Below are 12,891 nucleotides of genomic sequence, written 5' to 3'. Positions count from 1 at the left end.
CTGAAGCAAAGCTTAATGCCAGCGTCAGGTAAATCTGATGATGCTGTCAGTTCTTCTTGAAGCGATAGAACAGCGCCGGCTCGCTGACCATGTAGAGGTTGCCCTTGTCGTCCATGGCTACCCCTTCGGCGCGCGGGATGGTGTCTTCAAGCCCGTTGAAGCCGCCCAGCAAGGTCATGAAGCTGACTTGCTGGCCCTGCTCGTCCAGCTCCAGCAGCATGTTGGAGTCCGCCGAGAGCACCAGCAGGTGGCCGGTACGCGGGTCGACACCCAGTGCAGACAGGTTACGCAGGTCAAGCTCATCGCTAGGCAACGGCTGCTTCTGGCCCTTGAGCGGGCTGCGGCCATCGGTGTTCCAGGTGTACAGCGTGGGCGGGCGTTCCTCGCCGATGACCAGGCGCTGACGCAGCGGGTCCCAGGCCACCGCCTCGAAGCCCTTGTTGCTCTTCACCGACGGGCCCAGGTCGTGGCTCTGGAAGTCGCCGTGGTTCAACGCCGTGGTCTGCGCATCTACCTTGACCACGGTCAGGTCATGCAGGCGCTCGTCGGTGATGGCCAGGTAGCCATCTTCCAGCACGGCGACGCCTTCCGGGTTGCTCCAGCCGTTGAGCGGGATCTTGCGCAGCACATCGCCGTCCAGGCTCAGCTCGACCAGGATCGGGTTTTTGCCCATGACCGCGAACAGGGTGCGGGTATGCGGGTTGAAGGCCAGGTCCGAGGCTTCGTCTTCGTCCATGCCCGGTAACGGCTTGGCATCGATATCGACCTGATAGTCCGGCAGCCACACGCTTTCGCTGCGCTCGGCGGTGCTTTCGAAGCTTTCCTTTACCCACAGCGCGCCGCGGTCATCCCAGTGCATGGCCACCGCCACGCCATAGCCGATCACCGCCGCCACGGCCAGGCCGAAGGGCCAGCGCAGGTAGAAACGACGCTTGGGGGTTGCCGGGGCGCTGGAGGGTGATGGCATGCGGGTTTCCTGGGGGAATGGGCGTAGGTCCGCGCATTATCCGGATGGGGTGTGAAAAATCAGTAAACAGGTCCGGCCCCTTCGCGGGTAAACCCGCTCCCACAGGTGCTGCACAGCATTCAAGGCCTGTGCAATCCCTGTGGGAGCGGGTTCACCCGCGAAGAAGGCGACGCGATGTCGAGTCAGAGCACCCGGCTTTCGAAGCGGCTGACGCCCGGCAGCTCCAGCACCAGCTCATCACCAACATTGAAAGGCCCCACGCCCGCCGGGGTGCCGGTGAGGATCACATCCCCCGCCTGCAGCGAGAACTGCGCCGCCATGTACTGGATCATCGGCACGATCGGGTTCAGCATCATCGCGCTGTTGCCGTCCTGGCGCACTTCGCCGTTGACGGTCAGGCGCACCGGGATGTCGGTCACGTCCTCGAAGCTGGCAGCGGAGACGAACGGCGGCAGTACGCAAGCACCGTCAAAACACTTGGCCAGCTCCCACGGCAGGCCCTTCTCTTTCAGCTTGGCCTGCACGTCACGCAGGGTCAGGTCCAGCGCCGGGGCGTAACCGGAAATGGCGTCCAGCACCTCTTCCTCGCTCGGGTGAGTCGACAGCGGCTTGCCCAGCAGCACGGCAATTTCGGCCTCGTAGTGCACCGAACCACGCTCGGCCGGGATCTTGAAGCCGCCCTCGGCCGGCACCACGCAGCTGCCCGGTTTGATGAACAGCAGCGGTTCGGTGGGGATCGGGTTGTCCAGTTCCTTGGCATGCTCGGCATAGTTACGGCCGATGCACACCACCTTGCCCAGCGGGAAGTGAATGCGCGTGCCGTCTACGTACTGGTGCTGGTAACTCATGGCCGACTCCTCTACTGCTTTTTATACGGGAGCGAAGATCTTACCCGGATTCATGATGCCGTTAGGGTCGAAGACGGCCTTTATTGCCTTCATGCAGGCGATTTCTTCCGGCGAGCGGCTGTAGCCCAAATAGTCGCGCTTGGTCATGCCCACGCCGTGCTCGGCCGAGATCGAGCCGTTGTAGTGCTTGACGATATCGAACACCCATTTGTTGACCTTGGTGCACGAGGCAAAGAAGTCGTCCTTGCTCATGTGCTCGGGCTTGAGGATGTTCAGGTGCAGGTTGCCATCGCCGATGTGGCCGTACCACACGACTTCGTAATCCGGGTAGTGCTCGGCGACGATGGCGTCTATATCACGCAGGAACGCGGGCACTTTCGACACGGTGACGGAAATGTCGTTCTTGTAGGGCGTCCAGTGCGAGATGGTTTCCGACAGGTACTCGCGAAGCTTCCACAGGTTTTTCAGCTGGGTGTCGCTCTGGCTCATCACCCCGTCCAGCACCCAGCCCTGCTCGACGCAATGCTCGAAGGTGGCCAAGGCTTCGTTGGCGACTTCTTCGGTGCTGGCCTCGAACTCCAGCAGTGCATAGAACGGGCAGTCGGTCGCGAACGGGGCGGGTACATCGCCGCGCGCGAGGATCTTGGCCAGGCCTTTATCGGAAAAGAACTCGAAGGCGGTCAGGTCCAGCTTGCCCTGGAAGGCGTGCAATACCGGCATGATCGAGTCGAAGTCCGGCGTGCCCAGCACCATGGCAGTGAGGTTGCGCGGGGCACGGTCCAGCCGCATGGTGGCCTCGACCACGAAGCCCAGCGTGCCTTCGGCGCCAATGAACAGCTGGCGCAGGTCATAGCCGGTGGCGTTCTTGATCAGGTCTTTGTTCAGTTCCAGCAACTCGCCCTTGCCGGTGACCACCTTCAGCCCGGCCACCCAGTTGCGGGTCATGCCGTAGCGAATCACCTTGATGCCACCCGCGTTGGTGCCGATGTTGCCGCCAACCTGGCTGGAGCCGCTGGAAGCGAAGTCCACCGGGTAATACAGGCCCTGTTCTTCGGCGTAGGCTTGCAACTGCCGGGTGATGACCCCCGGCTGGCAGACCACGGTGCGGTCGAAGGCATTGAAGCCGAGAATCTGGTTCATGTAGTCGAAGGAAACGACCACCTCGCCATTGGCCGCCACGGCGCCGGCAGAAAGCCCGGTGCGCCCACCCGATGGCACCAGGGCCACCTTGTGCGCATTGGCCCAGCGCACAATGGCCTGCACCTGTTCTACGGTCTTGGGGAAGACGATGGCGCTGGGCGCCGGGGGGTAATGCTTGGTCCAATCCTTGCCATACGCTTCGAGGGAAGCCGCGTCGGTCAGGACCTTGCCAGGGTCGACAAGGGTCATCAGTTCTTCAATAACAGCGGGGTGGGTCATCGCTGGAACTCTCGACTTATTCATAGTCACCCTGAGCACTCTTCACCTGTCGGGATAAGCTCAGATTGTGTCGCGTATGCTAGCATAGCCCTCCCGCTGTTCATGCTAAGGCTGCCCTCGCGCCTGGCATCACCCCTCGCCATTTTTTCTCCGGGATACAGGTTTACGCAGATGAGCAAGACTTCTCTCGACAAGAGCAAGATCCGGTTCCTTCTTCTTGAAGGTGTGCACCAGAACGCGGTCGATACCCTCAAGGCCGCCGGCTACACCAACATCGAATACCTCACTGGTTCGTTGCCGGAAGCCGAGCTGAAGGAAAAGATCGCCGATGCCCACTTCATCGGCATCCGTTCGCGCACCCAGCTCACCGAAGAGATCTTCGACTGCGCCAAGAAACTGGTAGCCGTTGGCTGCTTCTGCATCGGCACCAACCAGGTTGACCTGGAAGCTGCCCGCGAGCGCGGTATCGCCGTGTTCAACGCGCCATACTCCAACACCCGTTCGGTAGCCGAGCTGGTGCTGGCCGAGGCCATCCTGCTGCTGCGCGGCATCCCTGAGAAAAACGCCTCCTGCCACCGTGGCGGCTGGATCAAGAGCGCGGCCAACTCGTTCGAAATCCGTGGCAAGAAACTGGGCATCGTCGGCTACGGCTCGATCGGCACCCAGTTGTCGGTACTGGCCGAAAACCTCGGCATGCAGGTGTACTTCTACGACCCGCTGACCAAGCTGCCACTGGGCAACGCCGTGCAGGTCACCAGCCTGAACGAGCTGCTGGGCCTGGCCGACATCGTCTCGCTGCACGTGCCTGAGCTGCCATCCACCCAGTGGATGATCGGCGAGAAGGAAATCCGTGCAATGAAGAAGGGCGCGATCCTGATCAACGCCGCTCGTGGCACCGTGGTCGAGCTGGACCACCTGGCCGCCGCCATCAAGGACAAGCACCTGATCGGCGCCGCCATCGACGTGTTCCCGGTTGAACCACGCTCCAACGACGAAGAGTTCGAAAGCCCGCTGCGTGGCCTGGACAACGTGATCCTGACCCCGCACATCGGTGGTTCTACTGCCGAAGCCCAGGCCAACATCGGCCTGGAAGTGGCCGAGAAGCTGGTCAAGTACAGCGACAACGGTACCTCGGTGTCCTCGGTCAACTTCCCGGAAGTGGCCCTGCCGGCCCACCCAGGCAAGCACCGCCTGCTGCACATCCACGAAAACATCCCGGGCGTGCTCAGCGAGATCAACAAAGTCTTCGCCGAGAACGGCATCAACATCTCCGGTCAGTTCCTGCAGACCAACGAGAAAGTCGGTTACGTGGTGATCGACGTCGACGCCGAGTACTCGGACCTGGCGCAAGAGAAGCTGCAACAGGTCAAGGGCACTATCCGTTCCCGCGTCCTGTTCTAAGTTTGCTTGCTGCATGAAAAAGGGAGGCCCTGATGGCCTCCCTTTTTTTGCCTGTGAAATTGGCGTCGCCTGCTTCGCGGGCTTGCCCGCTCCCACAGAGACCCCACTAGCCTGAAACTTGCGGTGATCCTGTGGGAGCGGGCATGCCCGCGAAGGGCCCGGCGCTTATTTCACTTCGACAGTGATCTTCTTCGACTCTACGCTCGGCTTGAACGGCACGTGATACTGGTCACCCAGGATCAGTTGCAGGGTGTGCTTGCCCGGCGTCAGGGTGATGCTGGTTTCGGTCTGTGCCTTGCCGAAGTGCAGCACCTGCGGGCCCGCCGGCAGTGCGGTGCCAGCTTCTGGCATCAGGCTGGTCGGCAGCGGCATGTCGGCCACGGGTTCTTTGTCCACATCCACCAGCAGGTGGTGGTGCCCGGTGTGCGGGGTCTGGTCACCCGCTGGCTTGAGTGCCATACCCTCGATGCCGAACTTGACGGTGAAGGTTTTGTCGACCGTTGCACCATCGGCGGGGGAAACGATGAAGACCTTGGCCTCCTTGGGCGGCTCCTGGCTCTTCAGGGCGTCCGCAGCAACGGCGAAAACCGAGGTTCCCATCAGCAGACCGGCAACGGCAGCACGCGAAAATAGGCTGTTCATTCACTTCTCCTGTGATTCACTTATTGACCGCAGCCTGTCATCCAGTGGCGGCGGTAGTTCACCTTAGTTGAATTATTCGCCAAGGTGTTCCCATTGTCTGACAGAAATATTTCGGTCAGGGTTAAACAATGCCGAGGCTTCAAGGTCATAGGCTGCGCTCGATCACGGCGAGGAAGAAAGCCGTGGCGAAAGTTATTCACCTGCTAAAAGAAAAGGGGCATTCATGCGTTCGACCATTGGGGTACTGCTGGCAGTACTGATCAGTCCATTGGCCCAGGCGGAGCTGATAGACGAAATCGCCGACCGGGGCGAACTGCGCATTGCCGTACAGGCAGACAATTCGCCGTACGCGTTCAAACAAGACGATCATCTGACGGGTTTCGACATCGAATTTGGCCAGGACCTGGCCAGGGAACTGGACTTGCGCGCCGAGTTCGTCGAGGCCCCGGCTGCCGAAGTATTGAGCGGTGTCGAGAGTGGTAAATATGACGTCGCACTCACACCCTCGAGTGATGCGCCCAAGGGCGACGGCCCGCTCGATGTGAGCCTGCCGTTTGGCGAGAAGAAGCTGGTGATCCCGTTCCAGAAGGACAACCCGGCGTTCGAAAGTGCGGTGAACAATGCGCTGCAGCGCTTGAAAGACAGTGGCCGAACTGCCGAGCTTGAGCAGAAGTGGTTCAAGGGTGTGCAGGAGACTGCGGCCGGGCAGTAGGTTCTTTATGGCCTGTACCGGCCTCTTCGCAGCACAAGGCTGCTCCTGCAAGGGTACGCGATCCCTGTAGGAGCAGCCTTGTGCTGCGAAGAGGCCGGTACAGGTTTACCCCAAAGCCCGCTGCGCCTGTTCCAGCTCCAGCTCGCTGAACACCAGCACCCCGGCCCGCCGCAACAGCGCCGTGGTCACCCCTTCCCCTGCCACCTTCACCCCACTGAACGTGCCGTCATAGGTCAGCCGGTTGCCACACGAGGGGCTGCCAGACTTCAGCACCGCCACGCGGATGCCATGCCGACGCACCAGTTCCAGCGCCAGCTGCGCCCCGGCCAGAAATTCGGCACTGACATCTTCGCCCGTCACCGTCAGCACCTGCGCGCTGCCATCGAGCACTGCACCGCCCTGCCCGCCCGGTATCTCGGCGGGCGGGCGCGGGGTCGGCAAGCCACCGGCTACCTCCGGGCACAACGGCACCACGCGCCCTTCGGCCTGCCATTGCTGCAACAGGTCCGGGTGCCCGCTGGCCCGGCCGTCATAGCGCACCGGCTGCCCCAACAGGCAGGCGCTGACCAGCACCTTGGGCAAATCAGAACGGGTCATTGCCACGGCGCCTGAACCAGCCGGTCAACGAAAGCCGCTCACGGCCAGCCGGCAGCACTTCGTGGGGCACGTCACCCGACAGAAACACCACCAGGCAGCCCGCCACAGGCTCGACGTCGAGCACTACGTCGTCTGCCAGGAACATGCGCAACTGGCCACCGTCCTGCGGCTGCCAGCCTTCATTCAGGTACAGCACGGCCGAGACCATGCGCCGGTCATCGTCGCGAAAGCGGTCCAGGTGCCGGCGATAGAACGCCCCCGGTGGGTACAGGGCAAAATGGCATTCAAAGTCTTCCAGGCCCAGGAACAGGCCCTGGTTGATGGCCAGGCGCAGCTGGTCCATGGCCACCAGGTACCGGTCGCAGGCCTCGGCCTGCCCCGGGTCGATCCACTGGATCTGGTCGCCGCGAATGGCTTCGCGCACCTCCTGGGTAACACCGCGCCCAACCCCCGCAGGGTTGAGTTCGCCTTCGGCATCACGCCGCCGGCATTCGGCCGCCAGCGCGCGCACCAGTTCGCCAGGCAGAAAGAGCGCCTGCCGGGACCAGCCATGGGTGGCCAGATCGTCGACGACGGCCGCAAGCATCGGGTGTTCAGGGGAGATGTGCATGGCGCGCATCATATCCATTAGCCATGCCGGCGCACAGCGCCACTTGGCCGAGAAACACGCGGATAACTCGACAAACCGGCGCCGGGCCAAGGACAATAGCCACCTGCCGACAGGAGTCCTGAATGCGCCGTCTGTTTTCCCTGATTCTGCTGATGATCTGCACCATGCCTGTCTGGGCAGACAACCTGGATCAACTGTACAAGGCCGCCGGCTGGCCCGACCAGCGCGCCCACTTCAACGATGCCCTGAGCGCCGCCCAGGAACGCTACCGCAACAGTTTGCCACCCGCCGTGTACCAGGCGCTGGTCAACAACAGCAACCAGCGCTTCCAGGCCCAGGCGGTGGACCGTCGTGCCCAGGCGCAACTGCGCGCCACCTTGGCCAACCCCTCGCCGGCCCTGGCCTTTTTCCAGTCGCCGTTGGGGCGCAAAGTGGTGGCCGCGGAACTCAAGGCCACCCGCAAGGACGAGCTGGCCAAGCATGCCAAAGGCCTGCCGAAGGTCCAGGCCAGCGACGACCGCCTGCTGGTCATCGGCCACCTGGCCCAGGCCCTGCCGGCGCGTGAAGCCGGCGCCGAAGTCAGCCTGGCCATCGCCGGCGTGGCCGCCGACAGCCTCAGTTCGATGATCCCCGGCCTGTTCGGCGGTGGCCAGGCCCAGGGCCTGCTCGACGGCCAGCGCCAGCGCCTGATGAACCAGATCGGCGAAGACCTCAACAACACCTTGTTGTACGTCTACCGCGATTTGTCCGACGCCGAACTGGAAGAGTTCGCCACCTTCGCCGAGTCGCCCGACGGCAAGGCCTACTACCAGGCGGCCTTGGCCGCTGTCCGCGCGGGCCTGGCGGTTGGCCAGAGCACCAACGACCTGAAGTGATCAGCCCAGGCGCTGGTCGATGAAGTCAAAGTAGCGCTGGCGAATGCCCGGCAGCTCGTTGGCCAGGTGGTGACGGGCCTCGGGCAGCATCAGGATTTGCGGCTCGGCAAACTTGGCCTTGAGCACTTCAAGGTTGTAGGGCCAGTCCACCGTGCCATCGGCCTCCCCCTGCACAATCAGCGGCCGCCGCAAACTGCGCGGCGCCGCCTCGATGCGTTTGACCCAGGCGATCAGTGCGCCCACCCAGGCCGTTGGCAGACGACGCGGTTGCAGCGGGTCGGCCTCCAGAAACGGCAGGAAGGCCGGGTCGTTGGTGTTCTCGCTGAAGCGCCGCTCAATGCCGTTGACGAAATGCCGCAGCACCCGATAACTGAACTTCGACCAACGCCAGGAACACGGCCGCACCAGCGGTGCCAGCAGGATGACCTGCCCATCGACGGGGCTGCGCGCGCCCTGGTGCAGCAAGTGATCCACTGCGATGGCGCCGCCCGTGCTCTGCCCGCACAGGTGCCACGGGCGCGGCAGTTGCAGCGTGCGCACCTGTTCGAACAGCGCCTCCAGCACCTGCTGGTACACCGCGAAATCACTGATGCTGGCCCGCTCACCGCTGGACAGGCCGTGGCCGGGCAGGTCGCAGCTGATCACGGCGAAACCCTGCTTGAGTGCCCATTCGATCACGTGCCGGTAGAGGCCCATATGGTCGTAATAACCGTGCAACAGTAACAGCGTCGCGGTGGGCTGCTCGGGTAACCACGCCTGCCCGACCAGGTCGAACCCCGCCGCCTGGAAGCCGCCCAGCCAGGTTTGTACCGGCAAGTTCAGGCCGTAGAAGCGCTGGTAGTCCTGGGCCTCGACCGACAACGGCTGGCGAGCGGTCAACGGCAGAAGGCTGTGGCGCAGGTGGTCGGGGTGAAAAGCAGCGGGCATCGAGCACATCCACGTTGATGCAATGTATTGATCTGGAATCTTCAGCTCTGGCCGGCGTCATGGCAAGCTTGCTCACCTCGAACAACCAGCACCGTTCCCTTGTAGGAGCAGCCTTGTGCTGCGAAGAGGCCGGCACTGGCACAACAAATTCATCAGCCATGCAGGCCCTTTCGCAGCACAAGGCTGCTCCTACAGGGACTGCGGATACCCTATGAAATCGCGAATTATCAAACCGCTGTGCACGGCAATCGCCTTGTTGGTCGGCGGCGCCATCCTCTGGCAGGCCTACACCACCTTCCAGGCCCGCTACCTGCGCCCGTTCGACAACCAGACCACGCTGTTCGACGGCAGCCAGCTGCAACTGCCTGCCGAGCTGGCCGGTCCCGGCCCGGTCCGGGTGGTGCATTTCTGGGACCCGGCGTGCCCGTGCAATGTCGGTAACCAGCAGCACCTGGGCGATCTGGTCAGCCAGTTCGCAGACAACGGCGTCACTTTCCTCGTGCTGCAAAAGCCCGGCAGCCACGGCCAGCTACCGGCCAACCTCGCCGCCCTCAAGCCCATCCCCAACCTGCCCGGCAGCGAGCACCTGCCCGCCTCCCCGGCCGTGGCCATCTGGGACCGGCAAGGCCGCCTGGCCTACTTTGGCCCGTACAGCGAAGGCGCCGTGTGCAACGCCAGCAACAGCTTCATCGAGCCAATCCTCAAGGCCTTGCTCGACGGGCGCCAGGTCAGCGCCTCCAATACCTTGGCGGTGGGCTGCTACTGCCCATGGGCGGGCTGACGCACCCGCGCCGGGTTGCCCACCACCGTCGCGCCCGCCGGCACATCCCGGGTCACCACGCTGCCGGCACCCACCACCGCGTTGTCGCCAATGGTCACCCCCGGCAGGATGATCGCCGCACCGCCGATCCACACGTTGTTGCCGATGGTCACCGGCCGCCCACTCTCCAGCCCGCTGCGCCGCACGTCAGGGTCAAGCGGATGGTCGGCGGTGTAGATCTGCACGTTGGGGCCGATCTGGCAGTCGTCGCCGATGCGCACCTTTACCACGTCGAGGATCACGCAGTTGAAGTTCATGAAGGTGTTGCGGCCGACGCTGATGTTGTAGCCATAGTCGCAATAGAACGGCGGGCGGATCACCGCGCCTTCGCCGGCCTGATTGAAGTGCTCGGCCAATAGCCCATGACGCGCATCGTTGAGCAGTTCGGCACTGGTGTTGTAGCGGTGCATCCAGTGCTTGTTGGCGATCTGTTCGGCCTGCAGCTCAGGACAGCCAGCGTGGTAGAGCTGGCCGGCAAGCATTTTCTGTTTTTCGCTGAGGGACATGGAAACTCCTTCCTGGGGCTATGCTCTGTTCGCGAATCCGCCGATGATCGGACCACATTTTCCGCTTGAACGCACAAGGAGTCTGCATGAAGCGCAGCCTGACCCTGTTAGCCGTGGTTGTTGCCGTGGCCGTCGGTGCCGGTTACTGGTACGTGCAGGGCAAGCTGCCGCAGCGCGAGGGCGAGGTGGCCATTGCCGGCCTGCAAGCGCCGGTGAGCGTGCGTTACGACGCCCGTGGCGTGCCGCACCTGCAGGCGCAGAACGAGCCGGACCTGTACCATGCACTGGGCTACGTGCATGCCCAGGACCGACTGTTCCAGATGGAGATCCTGCGCCGCCTGGCCCGGGGTGAGCTGGCCGAGGTGCTGGGCGACAAGCTGCTGCCCACCGACACCCTGTTCCGCAGCCTGCGCATCCGCGAACAGGCTGCGATCATGGCCAAGCGTCAGGACCCGCAGTCACCGGCCTCGCAGGCCCTGCAAGCCTACCTCGACGGGGTCAACAGCTGGCAGGCCAGCCACCCCAAGCCCATGGAATTCGACCTGCTCGGCATCACCCCGCGCCCGTTCACCGCCGAGGACACCCTGAGCATCGCAGGCTACCTGGCCTACAGCTTCGCCGCCGCGTTTCGCACCGAGCCCGCACTCACCTTTATCCGCGACCAGCTGGGCCCCGAATACCTGAGCATTTTCGACCTCGGCTGGCAGCCCGAAGGCGCGCTGGGCACGCCGCTGGCCGCTGCCGACTGGAAAAACCTGGAAGCCCTCGCCCGGCTCAGCCATGAAGCACTGGGCGACGCCGGTATCCCACAGTTCGAAGGCAGTAACGCCTGGGCGGTGGCCGGCAGCCATACCCGCAGCGGCAAGCCGTTGCTGGCCGGCGACCCGCATATCGGCTTCGCGGTGCCGGCCGTGTGGTACGAGGCCGAACTGTCGGCGCCCGGCTTCAACCTGTATGGCTACTTCCAGGCGCTCAACCCGTTCGCCTTGCTGGGCCATAACCGCGACTTCGGCTGGAGCCTGACCATGTTCCAGAACGACGACGTCGACCTGATCGCCGAGCGCACCAACCCGGCCGACGCCAACCAGGTCATGGTCGATGGCAAATGGCAGGCGCTGGAAAAGACCGAACAGCAGATCGCGGTGAAAGGCGAAGCGCCGGTCACCCTCAGCCTGCGCCGCTCGCCCCATGGCCCGATCGTCAACGACGTGCTGGGCGCCACGGCCGGGCCTACGCCAATCGCCATGTGGTGGGCGTTTCTGGAAACCGAAAACCCGATCCTCGAAGGTTTCTACCAGCTCAACCGTGCCGACACCCTGGGCAAGATGCGCGAAGCCACTGCCAAGGTTCACGCGCCGGGGCTGAACTTTGTCTGGGCCAATGCCCGTGGCGATATCGGCTGGTGGGCGGCGGCAAAGCTGCCGATCCGCCCCGACGGCGTCGACCCCGCGTTCATCCTCGACGGCGCCAGCGTGCAGGCCGACAAGCTCGGTTTCTACCCCTTCAACGTCAACCCGCAGCAGGAGAACCCGGCGCGCGGCTATATTGTCTCGGCCAACTACCAGCCCCCGGCAGTGGTGCCGGTACCGGGCTACTACAACCTGCCCGACCGTGGCCGCCAGCTCGACCGCCAGCTGGCCAACCCTGAGGTGAAATGGGACACGCAGAACAGCCAGGCACTGCAGCTAGACACCGCCAGCGACCATGGCCCGCGCACCCTTGCACCACTGCTGGCAACGTTGCGCGCGGTGGCCGAAGGTGACGAAGAGAAGGAACTGGTCGAGCAACTGGCTGCCTGGCGCGGCGACTACCCGCTGGACTCGACCAGCGCCACGCTGTTCAACCAGTTCCTCTACGAACTGGCATTTGCTGCCCTGCATGACGAACTGGGCGACACCTGGTTCCCGGTGCTGATCAGCACCCGCGCCATCGACGCCGCCTTGCCGCGCCTGGCGGCGGATGCCGATTCACCCTGGTGGAACACCCGCGGCGGCAACCTGCGTACCGACCGGACCGCCATCGTGCGCCAGGCCTGGCAGCACAGCTTGAAGCACCTGCGCGACACCCTGGGCAGCGACCCGGCCAGCTGGCAATGGGGCAAGGCCCATACCCTGACCCACAACCACCCACTGGGGGTGAAAAAGCCGCTGAACCTGCTGTTCAACGTCGGGCCGTTCGCCGCACCCGGCACCCATGAAGTGCCGAACAACCTCTCGGCGAAGATCGGCCCGGCGCCCTGGCCGGTGACCTATGGGCCGTCGACGCGGCGGCTGATCGACTTTGCCGATGCCGGGCAGGCACTCACCAGCAACCCGGTCGGCCAGAGTGGCGTGCCGTTCGATCGGCATTACGCGGACCAGGCCGAGGGGTATGTGCAGGGGCAGTACCAGCGGGCACAGATGGGGGTGATTCCGGCGAAAAGTACCCTGAGGCTGGTACCGGGTGGGTGACCGAGGGGGCTGCTTTGCAGCCCATTCGCAGCACAAGGCTGCTCCTACACAAGACCGCGCACTCCTGTAGGAGCAGCCTTGTGCTGCGAATGGGCCGCAAAGCGGCCCCAATTACAC

13 protein-coding genes are annotated in these 12,891 nt (G+C 63.7%); 5 read left to right on the top strand and 8 right to left on the bottom strand.

All coding sequences use genetic code 11. The features are described from left to right. Positions 1-46: 46 nt before the first annotated feature. The 3 genes from ABOC32_RS04355 to ABOC32_RS04345 form a co-directional block, all read right to left on the bottom strand. Positions 47-967 carry an SdiA-regulated domain-containing protein gene (locus ABOC32_RS04355; protein ID WP_426810226.1) on the bottom strand — a complete coding sequence of 307 codons (921 nt, stop codon included), beginning with the start codon at positions 965-967 and terminating at the stop codon, positions 47-49. Positions 968-1,149: 182 nt separating this feature from the next. Next, positions 1,150-1,815 carry a fumarylacetoacetate hydrolase family protein gene (locus ABOC32_RS04350; protein ID WP_086978570.1) on the bottom strand — a complete coding sequence of 222 codons (666 nt, stop codon included), beginning with the start codon at positions 1,813-1,815 and terminating at the stop codon, positions 1,150-1,152. A 21-nt stretch (positions 1,816-1,836) separates the two neighbouring features. Beyond that, positions 1,837-3,234: an FAD-binding oxidoreductase gene (locus ABOC32_RS04345; RefSeq protein WP_426810225.1), complete on the bottom strand. Its 1,398-nt coding sequence runs from the start codon at positions 3,232-3,234 to the stop codon at positions 1,837-1,839. Between the two features lie 171 nt (positions 3,235-3,405). Here ABOC32_RS04345 and serA point away from each other — a divergent pair, with 171 nt between their 5' ends. After that, complete coding sequence (gene serA / locus ABOC32_RS04340; RefSeq protein ID WP_016489694.1) at positions 3,406-4,635, top strand: phosphoglycerate dehydrogenase; 1,230 nt, start codon at positions 3,406-3,408, stop codon at positions 4,633-4,635. Positions 4,636-4,800: 165 nt separating this feature from the next. Here the strand turns inward: serA and ABOC32_RS04335 are convergent, their stop codons facing one another. Further along, positions 4,801-5,277, bottom strand: coding sequence for a DUF4399 domain-containing protein (locus tag ABOC32_RS04335; protein ID WP_426810224.1), 477 nt, complete (start codon positions 5,275-5,277; stop codon positions 4,801-4,803). Positions 5,278-5,500: 223 nt separating this feature from the next. Between ABOC32_RS04335 and ABOC32_RS04330 the strand changes: the two genes are divergently transcribed. Then, positions 5,501-5,989, top strand: coding sequence for a transporter substrate-binding domain-containing protein (locus ABOC32_RS04330; protein WP_043198861.1), 489 nt, complete (start codon positions 5,501-5,503; stop codon positions 5,987-5,989). 105 nt (positions 5,990-6,094) lie between these two features. Here ABOC32_RS04330 and ABOC32_RS04325 read toward each other — a convergent pair whose 3' ends face one another. Both ABOC32_RS04325 and ABOC32_RS04320 read right to left on the bottom strand, forming a co-directional pair. Then, positions 6,095-6,586 (bottom strand): DUF523 domain-containing protein, encoded by a 492-nt coding sequence (locus ABOC32_RS04325; protein ID WP_426810223.1) that lies wholly within the window; start codon positions 6,584-6,586, stop codon positions 6,095-6,097. Further along, positions 6,573-7,205, bottom strand: coding sequence for a 2OG-Fe(II) oxygenase (locus ABOC32_RS04320; protein WP_426811562.1), 633 nt, complete (start codon positions 7,203-7,205; stop codon positions 6,573-6,575). Before ABOC32_RS04320 ends, ABOC32_RS04325 begins: the two co-directional genes overlap by 14 nt. Positions 7,206-7,318: 113 nt before the next feature. Between ABOC32_RS04320 and ABOC32_RS04315 the strand changes: the two genes are divergently transcribed. Further along, complete coding sequence (locus ABOC32_RS04315; RefSeq protein WP_086978564.1) at positions 7,319-8,071, top strand: DUF2059 domain-containing protein; 753 nt, start codon at positions 7,319-7,321, stop codon at positions 8,069-8,071. Here ABOC32_RS04315 and ABOC32_RS04310 read toward each other — a convergent pair whose 3' ends face one another. Continuing rightward, entirely contained in the window at positions 8,072-8,998 is a 927-nt protein-coding gene (locus ABOC32_RS04310; protein WP_426810222.1) for an alpha/beta hydrolase, read from the bottom strand. A gap of 211 nt (positions 8,999-9,209) precedes the next feature. Between ABOC32_RS04310 and ABOC32_RS04305 the strand changes: the two genes are divergently transcribed. Beyond that, the gene (locus tag ABOC32_RS04305) at positions 9,210-9,779 is read left to right on the top strand and encodes a DUF6436 domain-containing protein (RefSeq protein ID WP_426810221.1); all 570 of its coding nucleotides are present in this window, start codon (positions 9,210-9,212) and stop codon (positions 9,777-9,779) included. Here ABOC32_RS04305 and ABOC32_RS04300 read toward each other — a convergent pair. Beyond that, on the bottom strand, positions 9,758-10,324 hold the full coding sequence (locus ABOC32_RS04300; protein ID WP_426810220.1) for a sugar O-acetyltransferase: 567 nt from the start codon (positions 10,322-10,324) through the stop codon (positions 9,758-9,760). The genes ABOC32_RS04305 and ABOC32_RS04300 overlap by 22 nt on opposite strands. Positions 10,325-10,410: 86 nt before the next feature. Between ABOC32_RS04300 and ABOC32_RS04295 the strand changes: the two genes are divergently transcribed. Continuing rightward, a complete protein-coding gene (locus ABOC32_RS04295) occupies positions 10,411-12,774 on the top strand; it encodes a penicillin acylase family protein (protein ID WP_426810219.1) in 2,364 nt (787 codons plus the stop codon). The last annotated feature ends 117 nt before the right edge of the window (positions 12,775-12,891 follow it).

Origin of the sequence: Pseudomonas sp. WOUb67 (genome assembly GCF_050058005.1) — a bacterium.
GTDB classification, from domain to species: Bacteria; Pseudomonadota; Gammaproteobacteria; order Pseudomonadales; family Pseudomonadaceae; genus Aquipseudomonas; species Aquipseudomonas putida_R.
This window is presented reverse-complemented; position numbering and strand designations above follow the sequence as displayed.